This is a genomic window from Aeromonas sp. QDB18 (genome assembly GCF_027705325.1).
GTDB classification, from domain to species: Bacteria; Pseudomonadota; Gammaproteobacteria; order Enterobacterales; family Aeromonadaceae; genus Aeromonas; species Aeromonas caviae.
Map to the genome: position 1 here is coordinate 34,726 of NZ_JAPDBQ010000007.1, position 19,797 is coordinate 54,522.

Below are 19,797 nucleotides of genomic sequence, written 5' to 3' on the forward strand. Positions count from 1 at the left end.
GTTCTCTCCCTGATGGCATTGCCCACCTGGGCCAATCAGCTCAAGAGTGTGCGGGTGTGGCCATCACCGGACAACACCCGGGTGGTGCTCGACATGAGCAGCGCCCCCAATTTCAACTACTTCACCCTGACCGGTCCGAACCGTCTGGTCATCGACCTGAAAGGGGCGAGCAACGCCACCAACCTGGCCCGCATCGAGAACAAGAGCGAGCTGGTGCGCAAGATCCGCGAGAGCACGCCGCTGGAGAAGGGCGGCCTGCGACTGGTGCTGGATCTCGGCTCTGCCATCAAGCCGGTGGTCTTCCCGCTGGCGCCGGCAGGTCCCTATGGCCACCGTCTGGTGATCGATCTTCCCTATGAAGAGAAGGGGAGCGCTGCGGCGCAGCCCGCTCCCGTCGGGGGGCACGGCAAGGCCATCGTCATCGCCATCGATCCTGGTCACGGCGGGGAAGACCCGGGCTCCATCGGCCCGCGCCGCACCTACGAGAAACGGGTGACCCTGGCGGTCTCCCAGAAGCTGGCGACCCTCATCGACCGGGAGCCCGGCATGCGCGCCGTGCTGACCCGCCGTGGCGACTACTTCGTCGATCTCAACAAACGCTCCGAGATTGCCCGCAAGGCCAAGGCAGACCTGCTGGTGTCAGTGCATGCCGACAGCTTCCACAACTCGACTCCTCGCGGCGCCTCCGTCTGGGTGCTGTCGACCAACCGCGCCAACCGCGAGATGGGTAGCTGGCTCGAGAAGCAGGAGAAACAGGGGGAACTGCTGGGAGGCGTTGGCAAGGTATTGGCCGAGTCTGATCCCAACCCCTATCTGGCGCAGACCTTCCTGGATCTCTCCATGGACAAGTCCAGGGCCGAAGGCTATGACGTCAGCCGCCAGATCCTGCGCTCGCTCGGGCGGGTGGCCAGATTGCACAAGAAGGCGCCGGAACATGCGAGTCTGGCGGTGCTGAAGGCGCCGGACATCCCCTCGGTACTGGTGGAGACGGGCTTTATCTCGAACCACGCCGAGGAGAAGCTGCTGGCCACCGCCAGCTATCAGGATCAGCTGGCCCGGGCCATCTTCGAGGGGATCCGCAACTATTACCGCAGTCATCCGACCAAGGGGCCCATGCTCACCGGCAAGGGCCAGGTTGCTGCCCCGCCGCGTCAGGCGCCTGCCAACAAGCCGGTCGCTGTCAGCAAGCCGGCTGCCCAGCCAACGCAGCAGGTCGTGACCAACCGGATGCCGGCGAGCGAGCCCTATCGCGTCGGTGAGGGCGGCGCCCCGGTCAGCAGCGTCGGCAGCGCCTCCGGTGCCGGCGTGATCAAACCTTACAAGGTCGCAGCCCAGGAGCCGAGTGCGCCGGTAGCCAGCGTGCAGAGCAACGACAAGTCCAACATGATCCGCCACGTGGTCACCCGTGGTCAGAGTCTCTCCCGGCTCGCCGAGAAACATGGGGTGAGTCAGGCGCGACTGGTGGAGATCAACAAGCTTAAGTCGCGGGACATCCAGATAGGGCAGGTGCTCTATATTCCGCGAAAATAGCGCGGGTGAAGAACGCCGCCCTTCTCTGCCGATGGCAGGGAGGGGCGGTGAGCATTGATGGCGCCAGGTCCACCTCTTCCCCTTTTTCATCTGCAGGAGCAAGCGATGCCAATCCGTATATTGCCGCCGATTCTGGCCAACCAGATTGCTGCCGGTGAGGTGGTGGAGCGGCCCTCCTCCGTGGTCAAGGAGCTGGTGGAAAACAGCCTGGATGCGGGGGCTGACCGGGTCGAGATCGACATCGACAAGGGAGGCGCCAAGCTTATCCGCATTCGTGACAACGGCTGCGGTGTCGCCAGGGATGAGCTGGTGCTGGCGCTGTCGCGCCACGCCACCTCCAAGGTGGCGACCCTGGACGATCTGGAAGGGATCAACAGCCTGGGCTTTCGCGGGGAGGCGCTCGCCTCCATCAGCTCCGTCTCCCGCCTCACCTTCACCTCCCGTACGGCAGAGCAGAGCGAGGCCTGGCAGGCCCAGGCGGAAGGGCGTGAGATGAGCGTCACCGTCAAGCCGGCGGCCCACCCGGTGGGCACCACGGTGGAGGTGGTGGATCTCTTCTTCAACACCCCGGCGCGGCGCAAGTTCATGCGCAGCGAAAAGACCGAATTTGCCCACATCGACGAACTGGTGCGCCGCATCGCGCTCTCCCGCTTCGACGCCACCCTGATCCTGCGTCACAACGGCAAAGTGGTGCGCCAGTACAAGGCGGCCAACACGGTGGCGGAGCAGGAGCGCCGCCTTGCCGCCGTCTGCGGCTCCCCCTTCATGCACCATGCCCTGGCGGTATCGAGCGAACACAGCGACGTGCGGTTGTGGGGCTGGCTGGCCACTCCGGCAGGGGCCAGGCCGCAGAACGACCTGCAATACACTTATGTCAATGGCCGCATGATGCGGGACAAGCTCATCAATCACGCCATCCGCCAGGCCTATGACGAGCTGCTGCCCGCCGATCGCTTCGCGGCCTATGTGCTTTATATCGAGCTGGATCCCCGCCAGGTGGACGTCAACGTCCATCCGGCCAAGCACGAAGTGCGTTTCCATCAGGCGCGTCTCATCCACGATTTTATCTTCCAGGCGCTGTTTACCGCCCTGCGCCAGGACGGAGCAGGGAGCGCCACCGATGAACCCCTGGCCGAGACCCAGGTCGAGCTGCCGGGCAGCCCGGAGATCACCTATCCGGGTCAGGCGCCGCGCACCGAGTGGTACGGTGCCGAACACGGCTATCGGGCTCCTGCCCCTGCACGAGATGGCGACGGCGTGCGGGAAGGCGGTGGTGGCAGGGGAGGACACTACCAGCCTCCCGAACCCCCGAGCCGGGCCGCGATGCGAGGCATGGGCGCCTTGCTCACCACCCTGCCCGAGGTGGCGACGCCGGCATCCCGGCCCGGAGCCGAGAGCGGTGCCGTCGAGACGCCAGCCCGAACGGGGGAGTGGCGCGCCCTGAGCCTGGTCGAGCAGGCCTATCTGCTGATGGAGCGTCAGGGGCAGCTGGCGCTGCTCTCCCTGGTGCGCGCCGAGCGTCTGTTGTTGCGCCACTGGCTGCTGGATGCCTGGGGCCAGGGGCTGGCGGCCCAGCCTCTATTGCTGCCGGTCTCCTTCAAGTTGCCGAAAAACCTGGTAGCCCTGGTGGAGGAGCGGGAACGCCTGCTCAAACGCATGGGGCTGGAGTTGAAAAGCGGGGGGCGCGACACCATGATCCTGACTCGGGTGCCCGCCCTGCTGCGCCAGACCGATCTGGCCCGCCTCTTACCCGAATTGTTGCAACTGGTCGAGAGCGGATCTGACAGTGATGCCGACGCGCAGGCTGGGGTACTATGCCAGTGGTTGGTGGAACAAGGCATAAGTGACGAAAAAATATACGATTTTGCCACTGCCACCCGGTTGTTGACGGAACTTGTTGCCGATTTCAGTGACCAACTGGCAGACGTTCGCATGGTGCGCCCGTTGTCGCTGGCGAACGTGCTGGCCGAGTTTGCCGATGGCAACTGACGGCGTCTCGTCGTCTGTTGCATCCATATGACCAGTTTTATGCCGGCTCGCCCGTGAAGGGGCGGCCGAAGGGAGTGTTTAACGTGGCTGACTTGCCGACTGCAATTTTTCTGATGGGGCCGACGGCCTCCGGCAAGACGGATCTCGCCATTGAACTGTGCCAGGCCCTGCCCTGCGACATCATCAGCGTGGACTCTGCGCTCATCTATCGCGGCATGGACATAGGCACCGCCAAGCCGACGCCAGCCGAGCTGGCGCAGGCCCCGCATCGGCTGATCGACATCCTGGATCCCGCCATGAGCTATTCGGCGGCGGATTTTTGCAAGGATGCCCTGCGGGAGATGAAAGAGATCGCCGACCGTGGCCGCATTCCGCTGCTGGTGGGCGGCACCATGCTCTATTTCAAGGCGCTGCTGGAGGGGCTTTCTCCGCTGCCTTCCGCCGATCCCACCATTCGGGCCGGCATCGAGGAAGATGCTGCCCGCCTCGGCTGGCAGGCGCTGCACGACGAACTGGTGCGCATCGACCCGGTGGCCGGTGCACGCATCCACCCCAACGATCCCCAGCGCCTGTGCCGGGCGCTCGAGGTTTACCGCATCAGCGGCAAGACCCTCACCGAGCTGACCCAGGTACAGGGAGAGGGGCTGCCCTACCGGGCGCTGCAGTTTGCCATCGCGCCGAGGGATCGGGCCGTGCTGCACCAGCGCATCGAACAGCGGTTTGACAAGATGCTGGGCAGCGGCTTCGAGCAGGAGGTCAGGGCGCTTTACGAGCGGGGGGATCTTACCCCGGATCTTCCCTCCATTCGCTGCGTGGGATACCGCCAAATGTGGGACTACCTGGCGGGGGAAGTCGAGTATGATGAGATGCGTTATCGCGGTATTGTTGCCACCCGCCAGTTGGCCAAGCGTCAGATGACCTGGTTGCGCGGTTGGCCTGATGTGACCTGGTTGGAATCTGGTGAGTCTGGCAATCTGGCCAGGGTCGTCGCCCAAGCTGGTCCGGCTTGACACTCCTGTATAATCAGGTTGTTATATTGAATATCCGGTGTTTAAAAACAACAAACTATAAGGAAAAGAAAGATGGCTAAGGGGCAATCTCTCCAAGACCCGTTTTTGAATGCGCTGCGCCGTGAGCGTATTCCTGTTTCTATCTATTTGGTGAACGGTATCAAACTGCAGGGTCAGATCGAATCGTTTGACCAGTTTGTCATTCTGCTGAAGAACACCGTGAGCCAGATGGTCTACAAGCACGCCATTTCCACCGTGGTGCCGGCCCGTGCCGTCAACCATCACCAGCACGCCCCGGGCGCCGCCGGTGAAGAGCAGGGTGAAGCCGAGGCGTGATATCCTGCGGCGAGTTCACTCGCCAACTCAGATCCATCATGATACCTGTCAAGGAGCAAGCGCTTGTTTGACCGTTACGAAGCTGGTGAACAGGCCGTTCTGGTACATGTCAACTTCAGCGATGAGGGCGAGCGGGAGGATCTGGACGAGCTCAAGATGCTGGTGAGCTCGGCCGGGGTCAATGCACTGGGGGTGATCACCACCAGTCGCAGCGCACCCAGCGCCAAATTTTTTGTCGGCAGCGGCAAGGCGGAAGAGATCGCGTCCCAGGTCCAGATGCTGGACGCCGACGTGGTCATCTTCAACCATGCCCTGACCCCCGCCCAGGAGCGCAACCTGGAGCGTCTGTTCCAGTGCCGGGTCGTGGACAGAACAGGCCTTATCCTCGATATCTTCGCCCAGCGCGCCCGCACTCACGAAGGCAAGTTGCAGGTCGAACTGGCCCAGTTGCGCCATCTTTCCACTCGTCTGGTGCGAGGCTGGACCCACCTTGAGCGACAAAAGGGGGGGATCGGTCTGCGCGGCCCGGGTGAAACCCAGCTTGAAACCGACCGACGCCTGCTGCGTGAGCGCATCAAGGCCATTTTGCGCCGCCTCGACAAGGTGGCCAAGCAGCGGGAGCAGGGGCGCCGTGCCCGCAACCGCAACGAAGTGCCGACCGTTTCTCTGGTGGGGTATACCAACGCCGGAAAATCCACTTTGTTCAACCAACTTACAGATGCCAGCGTGTATGCTGCCGACCAATTGTTCGCAACCCTGGACCCCACCCTGCGCAAATTGGTGATCCAGGATGTGGGTGATGTGATCCTGGCGGATACAGTTGGATTTATTCGGCACTTGCCCCATGATCTGGTCGCGGCCTTCAAGGCGACCCTGCAGGAGACTCGCGAAGCGGACCTGCTGCTGCACGTGGTGGACTGTGCCGATGAACAGATGCAGGAGAATATCGAGTCGGTCCAGCGTGTGCTGGCCGAGATCGAGGCGGATGACCGTCCCCAACTGATGATCTGCAACAAGATCGACAAGCTGGGGGATCGTCCGGCTGGTCTTGAACGGGATGAGGCTGGACGACCGGTGCGAGTCTGGTTGTCGGCCCAGACTGGCGAGGGCAGTGAATACCTGTTCCAGGCACTGACCGAACTGCTGGCCGGCTCCATGGTGCATCACACCCTGCAACTGCCCCCTTCCGCCGCCAGACTGCGCAGTGCGCTCTATCGGCTGAAAGGTATCGAGCAGGAAGGTTTCAGCGAGGAGGGGGACTTTGTGCTGGAAGTTCGCCTGCAACTGGCTGACTGGAACCGCCTCATGAAACAAGAAGGTGAGAGTTTACAACGCTTTATCAGGCATTGATGGGTCGATGAACATAACTGGTTTGCTGACTTCATCGCCCCTCTGTGGCCCGATAGAGATGATATCCATCCGCATGTATTAATGGAGACGCTGATGGCTTGGAATGAGCCTGGTAACAATGGCAAAGACCGTGACCCCTGGGGGAACAACGGCAAGAATCAGGGCCCCCCTGATCTGGACGAGATGCTTCGCAAGGTGAGCCGTCGTTTTGGCGGTCTGCTCGGTGGTGGCAAATCCGGTGGTGGTGACGTCGGCAAGTTCGGCCTCTCCATCGCCTTGGTGGTGGCCGTGGTGGTGTGGGTCGTCAGCGGCTTCTACACCATTCGCGAAGCCGAGCGAGGCGTGGTGCTGCGCTTTGGCGAATACTCCCACAACGTGGATCCCGGCCTGCGCTGGAAACCGACCTTCATCGACCGGGTGATCCCGGTGGACGTGGAGTCTGTCCGTTCCCTGCCGGCGTCCGGTTTCATGCTGACCCAGGATGAGAACGTGGTACGGGTCGAGATGGACGTGCAGTATCGCGTGGTCGATCCCGAGCAGTACCTGTTCAGCGTGACCAACGCCGACGAGAGCCTGAGCCAGGCCACCGACAGCGCCCTGCGCTACGTGGTGGGTCACACCCGGATGGACGATGTGCTGACCACGGGTCGTGAGAAGGTGCGTCAGGAAACCTGGCAGGTGATCGACAGCATCATCGAGCCCTATCAGATGGGTCTGCAGATCGTGGACGTCAACTTCCTGCCGGCGCGTCCGCCGGAAGAGGTGAAGGATGCGTTTGATGACGCCATCTCCGCCCAGGAAGATGAGCAGCGTTTTATCCGTGAAGCGGAAGCCTATGCCCGTGAAGTGGAGCCCAAGGCTCGTGGCCAGGTCAAACGTCTGGAGCAGGAGGCCGAAGCCTACAAGTCCCAGATCGTGTTGAAGGCCAAGGGTGAAGTCGCTCGCTTCAACGAGCTACTGCCCCAGTATCAGGCCGCGCCCGAGCTGACCCGTGATCGTATCTACCTGGAAACCATGGAAGAGCTCTATCAGCAGGCCAACAAGGTGGTGGTCGACATGCCGGCTGGCAACAACAGCATGATCTATCTGCCGCTCGACAAGCTCTCTGGCAAGGCGAATGCCGTGCAACCGGCACGTCCTGCGGGCACCCCGGCAGTCGAGGCGGCCCAGCCGTCCAACGAAGGGGCCAACTCCACTCCGACCCCGCTGCGTGGCGGTGATCGTTTCAGCACAGGGAGAAACTGATAGATGAAAAAGCTAGCTATTGGTGTCATCGCTGTGGCCGCCATGGTCTGCTTCTCTTCCATCTTCATCGTCGATGAAGGACAGAAGGGGATCGTGGTGCAGTTTGGCAAGGTGAAACGGGTCGACTCCGGTGAACCGCGCCTGTACGAGCCGGGTCTGCACTTCAAGGTGCCGCTCATCGACCAGGTACGCAAGATGGATGCCCGCATCCAGACTCTGGAAGGCCAGGCGGATCGCTTCGTTACGTCCGAGAAGAAGGACCTCATCATCGACTCCTACGTGAAGTGGAAGATCGAGGACTTCTCCAAGTACTACCTGGCGACCGGTGGTGGCAACAAGATCCAGGCTGAAGACCTGCTCAAGCGCAAGATCAACAACGGCCTGCGTTCCGAGATCGGTAACCGCACCATCAAGGACATCGTCTCCGGCGAGCGCAGTACCGTGATGGAAGATGCCCTGATGAAGATGGCGCGCTCCTCCGAGCTCGGCATCAAGGTGGTGGATGTGCGCATCAAGCAGATCAACCTGCCGGTGGAAGTTTCCAGCTCCATCTATCAGCGGATGCGTGCCGAGCGGACCGCGGTTGCCCGTGAACACCGTTCACAGGGCCGCGAGCAGGCCGAGATCCTGCGTGCCGACATCGACCGCAAGGTGACCGTGATGATCGCCGACGCCGAGAGTAATGCCCGTCAACTGCGTGGTGAAGGGGATGCCGAAGCCGCCAGGATCTATGCCGACAGCTACAAGAAGGACCCGGAGTTCTTCAGTTTCGTGCGCAGCATGGAGGCCTATCGCAAGAGCTTCGCCGGTGGCAACGACCTCATGGTCCTGAAACCGGACAGCGAGTTCTTCCGCTACCTCAAGTCGCCGCACGGCAACAAGCAGTAAACATGTGTTGATATGACCCAAGGGCCTGATGATTCAGGCCCTTTTGTTTGCCGGCCACAGACCGGCAGGGGAACAGGGATAGGGAGAGGTGATGCTGACATCCATGTTGATGGGGCTGGGGTTGCTGCTGCTCTTCGAAGGATTGGGGCCCTTGCTCGCTCCCAGGGCATGGCAGCAGATGCTGCGCCTGCTCGGGGAGTTGCCGCCGGAACAGCTGCGCCGCATCGGCGGCTGTCTGGTGGTGGCAGGTGGCGTCATCTTGTGGGCGTTGGCCTGTTAGAACCTGTGTTGATACGACAGTGGCACGGCGAATTCAGACAATAAAAAAGAGGCCAGAGGGCCTCTTTTTTATTGTCCGCCGGCTGGCATCAGGCGCTGCGCTGCACCGCCATGTGGGCCAGGGTCTCCAGCGCTTGCTTGTGCCGGGAGTCAGGCAGGATGGCGAGGGCGGCGATGGCCTTGTCAGCCTCTTTCCGAGCTCGCTGGCGGGAGTATTCGAGAGCTCCGGTGCGATCCAGGATGCCCAGAATACGCTCCAGATGATCCATACCGTTGCGGTGCTCGATGGCATCGCGCACCAGTTGACGCTCTTCCGGGGTACCCACTTCCATGGCGCGCAACAGCGGCAGGGTCGGCTTGCCTTCGGCCAGATCGTCACCCACGTTCTTGCCCATCTCCTCGCTCTGGGAGCAGTAGTCCATCACGTCGTCGATGATCTGGAACGCGGTACCCAGGTACTTGCCGTAGTCGGTCATGGCCTGCTCGACGGGCTCGGGCTGATGGGTCAGCACGGCGGCGAGTCGGGTCGCGGCTTCAAACAGCTTGGCGGTCTTGCAGTAGATGACCGTCATGTAGCTCTCTTCCGTGGTATCCGGATCGTTGCAGTTCATCAGCTGCAGCACTTCGCCTTCGGCGATGGTGTTGGTGGCATCGGAGAGGATCTCCATCACCTTCAGGTTGGAGAGTTCGCTCATCATCTGGAAGGAGCGGCTATAGAGGTAGTCACCCACCAGAACGCTGGCGGCGTTGCCAAACAGGGCGTTGGCGGTTTCCCGGCCGCGGCGCAGGTCGGATTCGTCGACCACGTCGTCGTGCAGCAGGGTGGAGGTGTGAATGAACTCGATGATGGCGGCCAGTTTCAGGTGATCTTCACCCTCATAGCCCAGTGCGCGTGCGGCCATCACGGTCAGCATGGGGCGCATCCGTTTTCCGCCTGCACTGACAATATAGAAACCCAGCTTGTTGATCAGGCTGACATCGGACTGGAGTCTCGTCAGGATCAGTTCATTGACCGCCGTCATGTCGGCGGCACAGAGCGCACGGATAGTCTGTTGGTCCATAAGTCTCGTAACGTGACGGCAGCATTTACTGCGTTTTTAGCAATGGCGGGGATTCTACACGATTTCACAATGGGTTACAGTTAGGCGTTTATTCACGGGGGCAGATATGCGCACAAAATAAACTTTTTGCTAAATTGGCCTTGCCTCGGCAAATCGTTCTGCGTAGAATGCCCGCCCATTGTTATAGGTTTTTGTGCGTGTCTGGCCTTGAGCAAAAGACACGCCTTTACGGAGTTAATCAAATGTACGCGGTATTCCAAAGCGGCGGAAAACAACACCGTGTGGCCGAAGGTCAAATCGTTCGTCTGGAAAAGCTGAACGTTGAGACTGGCGCTACCATCGACTTCAACGAAGTGCTGATGGTTGCTGCAGGCGACACTTTCAAAGTAGGTGCTCCTTTCGTTGAAGGTGGCAAGGTTGTGGCTGAAGTTGTGGCTCACGGCCGTGGCGAGAAAGTGACTATCGTCAAGTTCCGTCGTCGTAAGCACCACCGTAAGCAAGCGGGCCACCGTCAGTGGTTCACTGAAGTCAAAATCACTGGCATCAGCGCTTAATTAGAGGAGTACGATAGATGGCACACAAAAAAGCTGGCGGTTCATCCCGCAACGGTCGCGATTCTGAAGCTAAACGCCTGGGCGTGAAGCGTTTCGGCGGCGAAACAGTTCTGGCTGGCAGCATCATCGTTCGTCAGCGCGGCACCAAGTTCCACGCTGGTGAGAACGTTGGTCTGGGCAAGGACCACACTCTGTTCGCTACCGCGAACGGTAAAGTGCAGTTCGAAGTTAAAGGTCCGCAGAATCGTAAGTACGTCAGCATCGTTGCTGAGTAATTACGGACCGCAAGGATCCGAAGCCCCGCCAACCTGGCGGGGCTTTTGTTTTTCTGATGAGTTTGACGAAAAAACGGCACGCGGATGAGCCGGCGCTGACAGCCCTCATCGGCCAGATGCGCCTCGCCCGAAGGGGCCCGTATCACTGTAATTGCGTATCGGTTTTTCGAATTAAGGTGACGGTTACCTATGAAGTTTGTTGATGAAGTCCAGATTCGAGTCGATGCCGGTGACGGTGGTAACGGTTGTGTGAGCTTCCGCCGCGAGAAGTACATCCCGAACGGCGGCCCGGACGGCGGTGACGGCGGTGATGGTGGCGACGTGTATCTGGTGGCCGATGAAAACCTGAACACCCTGATCGACTACCGTTTCGAGCGCTTCCACGCCGCCGAGCGTGGCGAGAACGGTCAGAGTGCCAACTGTACCGGTCGTCGCGGCAAGGACAAGATCCTGCGCGTGCCGGTGGGAACCCGTGCCACCGATGAAGACACCGGCGAATTGCTGGGGGATTTGACCAGTCACGATCAGAAGCTGCTGGTTGCCAAGGGCGGCTTCCACGGCCTTGGCAACACCCGCTTCAAGAGCTCGGTCAACCGGGCGCCGCGCCAGAAGAGCAACGGCACCCCGGGTGAAGTGCGTACCCTGAGGCTGGAGCTGCTGCTGCTGGCGGATGTCGGCATGCTGGGTCTGCCCAACGCAGGCAAGTCCACCTTCATTCGCGCCGTTTCTGCGGCCCGTCCGAAAGTGGCAGACTACCCCTTCACCACCCTGGTACCGAATCTGGGTGTGGTACGCGGTGAAAACTCCCGCTCCTTCGTCATTGCCGACATTCCTGGCCTCATTGAAGGGGCTGCCGAGGGGGCAGGCCTGGGGATCCGCTTCCTCAAGCACCTGGAGCGTTGCCGCGTCCTGATCCATCTGGTGGATATCTGCCCGGTGGATGGTTCAGATCCTGCCGAGAACGCCGTGACCATCGTCCGGGAGCTGGAAAAATACAGCCCCGAGCTGGCGGGCAAGCCGCGCTGGCTGGTGTTCAACAAGATGGACCTGATCCTGGAAGAAGAGGCTCAGGAAGTGATGGACAGAGTCAAGGCAGCCCTCAACCACGAAGGTCCGGTCTACGCCATCACCGCCATCAGCAAGGAAGGTACCAAGAAGGTGTGCTACGACATCCTGGATCTGCTGGACACCATGCCCCGTCAGCTGGCGGAAGATGCCAGAGACGCCATCGAGAAGGTGGAGTTCAAGTGGGACGACTATCACAAGAACCAGCTTGCCAAGGCGGAAGCCGATGCCCTGGCGGCGTCCAAGGCCTTCGATGATGGTCTGGACGATGACGACTGGGACGATGAGGACGACGACGGCGTCGAAGTCATTTACGTTCGCGATTGAGCATCATGTTCGTGACAAGACCGGAGCCAGACAGGCTCCGGTTTTTTTATGGGAGGATCGACGGGATCACCCTATAGATATATTTTTCATGTCTCTTATTGCCTGACAGTGGCTGCGGATTATACTGCGCACCTGAATGTAACCTGTATGAAACATTATGCTAACCATTCAAATTGAATCGATATGCATGACTGTTTTGGTTTGTTCTTATGGATGGTTCGCCTGATAAAATATTTATGCTTGAAATGATCAATTAACGGCTTGTTTGTGCAGTTTTTTGGGTTATTCTTGCGCCCGTTTTCCGGGCGAGGGCATGAGTATGCAGGCGGCCCGGCTGAAGGAAAAGTCACATTTAAGGCTGTTTATATGTTGGAAAAGACCCTGGAAGCACCGGCAATCCGTACTCGCCGCAACGTGCTGATGTTTTTGATCCCGTCACTGATCGGGATCCTGCTGTTCATGACCCCGGTCATCTATGACGGCAATGTCACCATTCCCGTCGCCGTGCTGGCGAAGCTGGTTCAAACGGTGTTTGCCGATCATCTGGTGGCCATGGTCAGCGCCATCATCACCACCACCATGCTGATGACCCTGATCGCCTGGCTGTTCAAACCGGCGATCCTAGTAAAACGCCCCTTCCTCAACAGCCTGTTCAACGTCTCCCCCTTCTGGGCGTGCGTGCGGGTGCTGGGCGGGGTCTTCGTGCTGTTGACCTTCTTTGAAGCCGGTCCCGAGGTGCTGCGCTCAGGGTCGACCGGCGGCCTGGTGCTGCATGATCTGTTGCCGGTACTGTTCTCCGTCTTCATCTTTGCGGGCCTGCTGCTGCCCTTGCTGCTGGATTTTGGTCTGCTGGAGTTTGTCGGTACCATGATGACCCGCATCATGCGTCCGGTGTTCCGTCTGCCGGGTCGTTCTGCGGTGGACTGCTTCGCCTCCTGGCTCGGTGATGGCAGCGTCGGGATCCTGCTGACCAGCAAGCAGTATGAGGGCAAGTTCTATACCCAGCGGGAAGCGGCCGTCATCGGTACCACCTTCTCCGCCGTCTCCATCACCTTCTGTCTGGTGGTGATCTCCCAGGTGAAGCTGGAGCACATGTTCGTCCCCTTCTACCTGACCGTCTGCCTGGCCGGTGTGGTGGCCGCCATCGTGGTACCGCGCCTGCCGCCGCTCTCCTGGAAGAAGGATGTCTACAGCGACGGTACTCCCCTGTGCCGCAAGCAGGAGGCCATCCCCCATCAGCACAGCGTGCTGAGCTACGGCTACCATCGTGCCCTGACCAAGGCCGACGGCATGACGGATCTCGGCGCCGTGGCGCGTGAAGGGGTGAAAAACGCCCTGAACATGGTGTTTGGCGTGCTGCCGGTGGTGATGGCCGTCGGGACCTGTGCCCTGATGCTGGCGGAGCACACCCCGGTGTTCAACTGGCTGGGAGCGCCCTTCGTGCCTTTGCTCGAGCTGCTGCAATTGCCGGAGGCGGAAGCCGCTTCCAAGACCATCATGGTGGGCTTCGCCGACATGTTCATCCCGGCGGTGCTGGCCTCCACTATCGAGAGCGACATCACCCGCTTCGTGATCGCCGCCATGTCGGTCACCCAGCTCATCTACATGTCGGAAGTGGGCGCTCTGTTGCTGGGCAGCAAGATCCCGGTCAAGTTGTGGGAGCTGTTCGTCATCTTCCTGCTGCGCACCCTGGTCACCCTGCCGGTGATTGCCGGTGTGGCGCACCTGCTGTTCTAAGGGGCGAAGTGGAACGAAAAACGGTCAACCCGGGTTGACCGTTTTTTTATGGGCGAGTGTCAGCGGAAGGTCAGTGTGATCCTGCCAGCAGGGCCTGGCATTCGACCTCGTCCAGCTGCTCGGGGGCGAGGAAGCGTCTGGCGTAGTCCCGCCAGATGCCGCTCTCGATGAAGAGGGCAAACAGGGCCGGGTCTATGTGCTGTTCCTGCACCATCTTCACCATGATGGCCAGGGACTGGGAGACCGTTTTGCCAGACTTGTAGGGGCGATCGCTCGCCGTCAGCGCCTCGAAGATGTCTGCAATGGCCATGATGCGGGCTGGAATGCTCATCTGCCCCCCTTGCAACTGGCGCGGATAGCCCGTGCCGTCCATCCGCTCGTGATGGCCCCCCGCAATCTCCGGCACCTTGCGCAAATGGCGGGGGAAGGGGAGCTTCTCCAGCATGCGTATGGTCTGGATGATGTGATCGTTGATCTTGTAGCGCTCCTCTTCGGTGAGGGTGCCACGGCCGATGGCGAGGTTGTAGCGTTCCCCCCGGTTGTAGAGGTGGGTGGGCACCCGCACCTTGAAGCCCCATGGGTTGTGTCGGGCGAGATTGTCGTGCTCGGGGCGAGGGACGAGATGCACCGCCTTGTCGGCGAGCAGCGACTCTCGGCAGGGGAGGGGAGAGGGGGCCTCCTGGTGGCGCTTGCGTTCCTCCTGACTGATGCCGAGCCGATCGTCCAGAGTGCGCAACCAGGTGCGGCTGGCAATGGCATCCAGCCTGGCGAGTTTCTCCGGCGCCATCCACTCGCCCCCCAGATTGCACTCGGCCACGAAGGCGAACTCCTGATCCAGGGTGTGCCAGAGGGGGAGCACGGCCTCGAGGGCGGCCTGCTGCCCGGATGGGGGCAGCAGGCTGCAGAGCGCCTCGATGTGGGCATCCCGCTTGAGCACCTCGAAGCGGGTGCGGACCTCGTGGATCCTGTCGTAAATGGTCTCGAGCTTGGTCGCCTTGTCCACCACGAACTCCGGGGTGGTGACCTTGCCGCAGTCGTGCAGCCAGCTCGCGATATGGATGGCCTCCCACTCCTCTTCGTTGAGCCGGAAATCGGCAAAGGGCCCCGTCTGCTGTGCGCAGGCAGCCTGGGTCAGCATCCTGGCCAGTTCCGGCACCCGCTGGCAGTGGCCGCCGGTGTAGGGGCTCTTGGCATCGATGGCACCGGCGATGAGCTCGATGAAGGCTTCCAGCAGTTGCTTCTGCTCCTCCAGCAGGCGCTGGTTTTCGATAGCGGAAGAGGAGGTGCCCGCCAGCGCCTCGATGAGGCTGATGCGCGAGGCCAGTTCGCGGGCCGAGCAGTCTGGCAGGATCAGCAGCAGGCAGCCGATCAGCTCCTGACGGTGGTTGTGAAGGGGCTCGACCAGCAGTTGGCAGGCACCGGGGAAAGGGCCCCAGTCGGTGAGGAAGCGGGCCCACTGTGCCTCGTCGAGGGGCAGGCAGAGGCGCTCCGTGTGGTAGAGACCGCCGAGCAGCGCCGCCTGCCACTGTACCTGTTCGCACGCCAGCGGCTGCCCCTGCCAGATGGCGTGAACGGCCTGCATCTCGCTCTCCTGGGCCAGGAATAGGCAGCCGCCCTCGGCCTGGGCTGCCGCCACCGTCTCGTGCAGGATGCGGCTGAGCAACGAATCGAAGCGATGCTCTGCCGCCAGCGCCCGGCCCATGTTCATGAAATTGCCGAGGGTCAGGCGCATGCTGGACATGGCGCGGGCGAGGTCGTCAATTTCGCGGATCGCCGAATCCGGCCCCGGGCTTTCGCCAAAGTCGAAGTGCTGGATCCGCTCAGCCTCCCCGGTCAATACCAGCAAGGGGGCGGCAGTGCGCCGGGCGGCCAGCCAGATGACGGGCAGCAGGAGCAGCAGACCGGCAAGGGCCCAGGCGAGATTGTGCAGCGCATCCTGGCGCGCCGGGGCGGTGAGCACCTCGGTGGGCACCAGGAGGGCGAGATAAAACGGAGACTCTTCCCCGAGGGAGGAGAGGTTGACCAGCCACTCCTGACCCTGAACCGTTGCCAGGGTCAGCTCGGCGGGGTGATGCAGCAGGGCAGGCCGCGCAGCCATCTCCTGTTGCAGCCTGGTGAGAATGGGGTGATTGAGGGCCGACAGCATGGGCAGGCGGCTCAGTTGCTCGAAGCTTGGAAGGCGCTCGGGATCCGTGGCCAGCAGGGTCCCGACCTCGTCAAACAGCACCAGCTGGCTGTGACCGGGCAGGGGCAACTCGCCGATGAGGGAAGAGAGTCCCTCCACGCCCGCATCGAGCCCGATCACCGCCCGGCGATCGTCGCTCTCCACCGCCAGTGTCATGCCTGGCTCCCGGGTAGTGAAGAAGAGGTAGGGGTGGGTCACTATGATGCCCGTGCTCCAGCGCGCCTCCTTGTACCAGCCCCGATCTCGCGGATCGAAACGGTAGTCCGGCATGGGGCGCCGCTCCAGCAGCCGCAGCCGCTGGTCGAAATAGAGGAACTCTCCCTGTCCCTGATGCAGGCTCTGGACCAGCAGGCGGCTCTCGGGCGGAGGCGCCTCCAGCGCCCCTCTCGCCCGTTCGGTCAGCTTGCGAACCAGAAAGAAATCGCCGTCCTCGTAACCGGCATAGATGGCGCCGTAACTGGTGCTGTTGGCCAGTACTTCCGCCAGCTGGGGCAGGAAGGCGAGCCGCGTCTCGAGGTCTGTCATGGCAGACAGCTGGCCGCTGCGCAGCAGATTCAGGGACATGCGGGCTGGTCGCTGGTTCAGCTTGATGGCGAGGGCAAGCTGCTCCCGGTATTGCTGGAAGCTCTGACGTTCGTGCTCCAGCCCCTGCTGCATGCCCTGCTGGAACTGCAGCACGATGAGGGCGCCCCCCAGCAAGGAGAAGAGCAGGATGAAAAGGGTGGCAATGTGTACGTAAAAGGGTCTGCGACTGAGACTTGCGTTTGTCATGGACGGATCCTTGTCCCCTGGCGATCGCCGTATTGGTCACCTAACAGTGTGCTTGCTGGATGACAAAAAGCCTAGGACTCGATCTTGCGCTCTTCGGCCCGAAATCAACAGTCGGCCTCCGGGCTGCCCCCTTGCTCTGTGGTGAGATGATTCGTTCAGATATCTCGTGCTACATTGCTCCCCTGATAAACGCCCTGTGAACCAATGGAGTGTCCCATGTCTGTCGTCCCCTATTCCGTGCTGGATCTGGTGCCCGTTCCCGAAGGTGGTCTACCGGCCGAGTCGTTTCGCCACTCGCTGGATCTGGCTCGCCATGCGGAGCGCTGGGGTTACCACCGCTACTGGCTGGCGGAGCACCACAACATGCCGGGCATTGCCAGCGCCGCCACAGCGGTGCTGATTGGCCACCTGGCAGGGGGCACCACGACGTTGCGGCTCGGGGCTGGCGGCATCATGTTGCCGAACCACTCCCCCCTGGTCATTGCGGAGCAGTTCGGCACGCTGAGCTCCCTCTATCCGGATCGCATCGATCTCGGCCTGGGCCGCGCCCCTGGCAGCGATCAGCGCACCATGCAGGCGCTTCGCCGCCAGCGCAGCGGCGAGGTGGATGACTTCCCGGCGGATGTGCGCGAACTGATGAGTTATTTCGGCGACGAGGTCGGTGCCGTGCAGGCGGTGCCGGGTCAGGGACTCCATGTGCCCATCTGGCTGCTGGGATCCAGCCTCTACAGTGCCCAACTGGCAGCGGCCATGGGGTTGCCGTTCGGCTTTGCTTCCCACTTCGCTCCCGCCATGTTGCTGCAGGCGCTGGAGATCTACCGTACCCAATACCGTCCCTCTGCCCGCTGGCCCAAACCCCATGCGGTGGTGTGCGTCAATCTGATCGCCGCCGACACCGATCGTGAGGCCCGCTTCCTGTTCACCACCCTGCAGCAGCAGTTCCTGCGTCTCTACCGGGGGGATGCCGGCAAGCTGCCACTGCCGGTGCAGACGCTGGGGGATGAGTGGTCTCCCCGCGAATTGATGGCGATGGAGCAGACTCTGGCTCGCTCCCTGGTAGGGGAGCCGGATCGGGTACGCCACGGCCTCAAGGCTCTGCTGGCAGAGACCGGAGCGGACGAGCTGATGTTCAACGGCCCCATCGTCGATCATCAGGCGCGCCTGCGCTCCTTCGAGATTGGTGCCGAGCTGATGCAGGGGTTGTAACCCCCCGTGACGTCTGGCCGCCAGCGGCACGCCAAGCCTGGCTGCTCGGGGCGCAAAAGCCACGATTGCGTGGTAGTAAGATTTTGATTTTTAAAGGAAGTCAGGTGAGTGTCGGCCATCTGTCGTGTCGCCTCTCATCCCCTTTCCCTATGCTGGCCCTGTCAATCACCACAAGGAGCGTAAGATGATCGTCAGGAAGTTGAGATTGCAACGGGGATGGTCCCAGGAACAGCTGGCGACCCTCACTGGCCTGAGCGTTCGCACCATTCAGCGAATAGAGCAGGGACAACAACCCGGACTGGAATCCCTCAAGGCCCTGGCCGCCGTCTTCGAGCTCGATGTGACCCAACTGCAGGAGAGCGAGATGAAAGGGAATGAGGGCGAAGATCGGGGACGCGTGCAGGTGGCGCGGGATGAGCGGGAGGCGATGAAGTTCGTGGAGGGGCTCAGGGGCTTCTACGGCCACCTCATGAGCTATGTGCTGGTGATAGGGGGGCTGTTTGTCATCAACTACCTGAGCAACCCGGACTATATCTGGGCCTGGTGGCCCATGCTGGGATGGGGGTTGGGGCTGGCTTCTCACGCCATCAACCTGTTCCAGCCCTTCAAGCTGTTTGGCCCGGAATGGGAGCGGCGCCAGGTCGAGAAACGGCTGGGGCGCAGGCTCTGATCCGCTCATCATGAAAAAACGGGCCCGGCATTGCCGGGTCCGTTCTGTTTTCAGCTCCATTTCGCAGGAGAGGGCATTGCTCTCCTCTCAACGGCGGATCATTCCCTTGTTCCGCAGAGAGCCGATCTACTTGGCATAGGCCGGGCAGGGGGTGGCGATCAGGGCGTCGTCCTCGTAGCGCCACAGGGTGAGGCTGTTGCCCCAGACGCACCCGGTGTCGAGTCCCTTGATATCGGATTTGCCGGTGTCGCCCATCAGGGCCGCCCAGTGGCCGAAGACCAGGATGGGGTCATCTATATGGTGCTCGCGCTGCTCGAACCAGGGGCGCAGGCCCGGGGTCGATTCGGTGGGGCCCTTCTTGCATTTGAAGTCGAGGCGCCCGTCGAAGTAGCAAAAGCGCATCCGGGTGAAGCTGTTGATGATGTAGCGGTAACGCTCTATGCCCAGCAGGTTGTCGTTCCAGCTGTCGGGCTGATCGCCATACATGTTGTGCAGCAGCCAGCTGTACTGATCCCCGCGCAGCAGGCTCTCCACCTCCCGGGCACAACTGCGGGCGGTGTGGGCGTCCCAGGCGGGGGAGAGGCCCGCATGCACCATCATGATGGGCAGGTCGGGGTGTTCTGCCAGCAGGGGACGGTGACGCAGCCACTCCAGCAGCTCGTCCCGATCCGGCGCCTCCATCAGCGCCTGCAGCTTGTCTTTCTTCTTGAGCGGGGCGACCCCGTGGGCCACCGCCAGCAGGTGCAGGTCGTGGTTGCCGAGCACGGTGACGGCCTGCTGCCCCAGTGATTTGACGAAACGCAGGGTGTTGAGGGAGTCCGGCCCCCGGGCGACGAGATCGCCACACAGCCAGAGCGTGTCGTTATCGAAGTCGAACTCGGCAAGATCCAGCAGACGGCGCAAATCGTCGTAGCAGCCCTGGATATCACCGACGAAACAGTTCGCCATGAAACCTCAGTTGATTATGTTGGGGACGGCCAGCGTGAAGGGGGCGATGGGGGCTTCGAATTGTTGCCCCGATTCATCCTGCAGGATGTAGCTGCCTTCCATCACGCCAAGCGGTGTGGCGAGGGGAACGCCACTCTGGTAGGAAAAGGTCTCGCCGGGGGCGATCAGGGGTTGTTCACCGACCACGCCGGGACCTTCCACTTCCAGCATCTTGCCATTGGCATCCGTAATGAGCCAGCGTCGATGCAGCAGTTGCACCGTGCCCGGACCCAGGTTCTCAATCTCGATGCGATAGAGAAAATGGTAGGGATCTGCGGTTCCCGCCACATAGCTGGGGTGGGGGCGGACCACTATCCGGGCTTGGGTCATGG

Annotated in this window: 18 protein-coding genes; 14 read left to right on the forward strand and 4 right to left on the reverse strand. The window is 61.6% G+C overall.

Translation table 11 applies throughout. The features are described from left to right. The first annotated feature begins 12 nt into the window (after nucleotides 1–12). From OKC30_RS02595 to OKC30_RS02630, 8 genes are all read left to right on the forward strand, one after another. Nucleotides 13–1,530: an N-acetylmuramoyl-L-alanine amidase gene (locus tag OKC30_RS02595; protein WP_202395083.1), complete on the forward strand. Its 1,518-nt coding sequence runs from the start codon at nucleotides 13–15 to the stop codon at nucleotides 1,528–1,530. Nucleotides 1,531–1,635: 105 nt separating this feature from the next. Then, nucleotides 1,636–3,519, forward strand: a complete 1,884-nt coding sequence (mutL, locus tag OKC30_RS02600; protein WP_119197354.1) for a DNA mismatch repair endonuclease MutL — start codon at nucleotides 1,636–1,638, stop codon at nucleotides 3,517–3,519. A gap of 92 nt (nucleotides 3,520–3,611) precedes the next feature. Continuing rightward, nucleotides 3,612–4,529, forward strand: coding sequence for a tRNA (adenosine(37)-N6)-dimethylallyltransferase MiaA (gene miaA, locus OKC30_RS02605; protein WP_119197807.1), 918 nt, complete (start codon nucleotides 3,612–3,614; stop codon nucleotides 4,527–4,529). Nucleotides 4,530–4,601: 72 nt separating this feature from the next. Then, entirely contained in the window at nucleotides 4,602–4,865 is a 264-nt protein-coding gene (gene hfq / locus OKC30_RS02610) for an RNA chaperone Hfq (RefSeq protein WP_011704864.1), read from the forward strand. A gap of 63 nt (nucleotides 4,866–4,928) precedes the next feature. After that, complete coding sequence (hflX, locus tag OKC30_RS02615) at nucleotides 4,929–6,215, forward strand: ribosome rescue GTPase HflX (protein WP_010673194.1); 1,287 nt, start codon at nucleotides 4,929–4,931, stop codon at nucleotides 6,213–6,215. A 93-nt stretch (nucleotides 6,216–6,308) separates the two neighbouring features. Further along, nucleotides 6,309–7,460, forward strand: a complete 1,152-nt coding sequence (gene hflK, locus OKC30_RS02620; protein ID WP_010673195.1) for an FtsH protease activity modulator HflK — start codon at nucleotides 6,309–6,311, stop codon at nucleotides 7,458–7,460. Nucleotides 7,461–7,463: 3 nt separating this feature from the next. Next, complete coding sequence (gene hflC, locus OKC30_RS02625; RefSeq protein WP_010673196.1) at nucleotides 7,464–8,348, forward strand: protease modulator HflC; 885 nt, start codon at nucleotides 7,464–7,466, stop codon at nucleotides 8,346–8,348. Nucleotides 8,349–8,439: 91 nt separating this feature from the next. After that, on the forward strand, nucleotides 8,440–8,628 hold the full coding sequence (locus OKC30_RS02630) for a DUF2065 domain-containing protein (protein ID WP_119197355.1): 189 nt from the start codon (nucleotides 8,440–8,442) through the stop codon (nucleotides 8,626–8,628). An 88-nt stretch (nucleotides 8,629–8,716) separates the two neighbouring features. Here the strand turns inward: OKC30_RS02630 and ispB are convergent, their stop codons facing one another. Then, nucleotides 8,717–9,688: an octaprenyl diphosphate synthase gene (gene ispB, locus OKC30_RS02635; RefSeq protein ID WP_270809555.1), complete on the reverse strand. Its 972-nt coding sequence runs from the start codon at nucleotides 9,686–9,688 to the stop codon at nucleotides 8,717–8,719. Nucleotides 9,689–9,930: 242 nt separating this feature from the next. On the opposite strand from ispB, the gene rplU reads away from it, so the two are divergent. From rplU to OKC30_RS02655, 4 genes are all read left to right on the forward strand, one after another. Beyond that, on the forward strand, nucleotides 9,931–10,242 hold the full coding sequence (gene rplU / locus OKC30_RS02640; protein WP_005304210.1) for a 50S ribosomal protein L21: 312 nt from the start codon (nucleotides 9,931–9,933) through the stop codon (nucleotides 10,240–10,242). A gap of 17 nt (nucleotides 10,243–10,259) precedes the next feature. Beyond that, a complete protein-coding gene (gene rpmA / locus OKC30_RS02645) occupies nucleotides 10,260–10,517 on the forward strand; it encodes a 50S ribosomal protein L27 (RefSeq protein WP_010673199.1) in 258 nt (85 codons plus the stop codon). Nucleotides 10,518–10,706: 189 nt separating this feature from the next. Beyond that, a complete protein-coding gene (gene cgtA / locus OKC30_RS02650; RefSeq protein WP_010673200.1) occupies nucleotides 10,707–11,909 on the forward strand; it encodes an Obg family GTPase CgtA in 1,203 nt (400 codons plus the stop codon). A gap of 366 nt (nucleotides 11,910–12,275) precedes the next feature. After that, entirely contained in the window at nucleotides 12,276–13,646 is a 1,371-nt protein-coding gene (locus OKC30_RS02655) for a YjiH family protein (RefSeq protein WP_119197357.1), read from the forward strand. A 70-nt stretch (nucleotides 13,647–13,716) separates the two neighbouring features. On the opposite strand, the gene OKC30_RS02660 is transcribed toward OKC30_RS02655, so the two are convergent. Next, nucleotides 13,717–16,602 carry an HD domain-containing phosphohydrolase gene (locus OKC30_RS02660; RefSeq protein WP_160837496.1) on the reverse strand — a complete coding sequence of 962 codons (2,886 nt, stop codon included), beginning with the start codon at nucleotides 16,600–16,602 and terminating at the stop codon, nucleotides 13,717–13,719. Between the two features lie 216 nt (nucleotides 16,603–16,818). Here OKC30_RS02660 and OKC30_RS02665 point away from each other — a divergent pair, with 216 nt between their 5' ends. Next, nucleotides 16,819–17,808, forward strand: coding sequence for a luciferase-like monooxygenase (locus OKC30_RS02665; RefSeq protein ID WP_010673203.1), 990 nt, complete (start codon nucleotides 16,819–16,821; stop codon nucleotides 17,806–17,808). A gap of 184 nt (nucleotides 17,809–17,992) precedes the next feature. Then, a complete protein-coding gene (locus OKC30_RS02670; RefSeq protein ID WP_041211140.1) occupies nucleotides 17,993–18,478 on the forward strand; it encodes a 2TM domain-containing protein in 486 nt (161 codons plus the stop codon). A gap of 126 nt (nucleotides 18,479–18,604) precedes the next feature. On the opposite strand, the gene OKC30_RS02675 is transcribed toward OKC30_RS02670, so the two are convergent. Together OKC30_RS02675 and apaG are read right to left on the reverse strand one after the other, a co-directional pair. After that, nucleotides 18,605–19,426, reverse strand: a complete 822-nt coding sequence (locus tag OKC30_RS02675) for a symmetrical bis(5'-nucleosyl)-tetraphosphatase (RefSeq protein ID WP_119197359.1) — start codon at nucleotides 19,424–19,426, stop codon at nucleotides 18,605–18,607. A gap of 6 nt (nucleotides 19,427–19,432) precedes the next feature. Further along, nucleotides 19,433–19,795 carry a Co2+/Mg2+ efflux protein ApaG gene (gene apaG, locus OKC30_RS02680; protein ID WP_010673206.1) on the reverse strand — a complete coding sequence of 121 codons (363 nt, stop codon included), beginning with the start codon at nucleotides 19,793–19,795 and terminating at the stop codon, nucleotides 19,433–19,435. Between the last annotated feature and the right edge of the window lie 2 nt (nucleotides 19,796–19,797).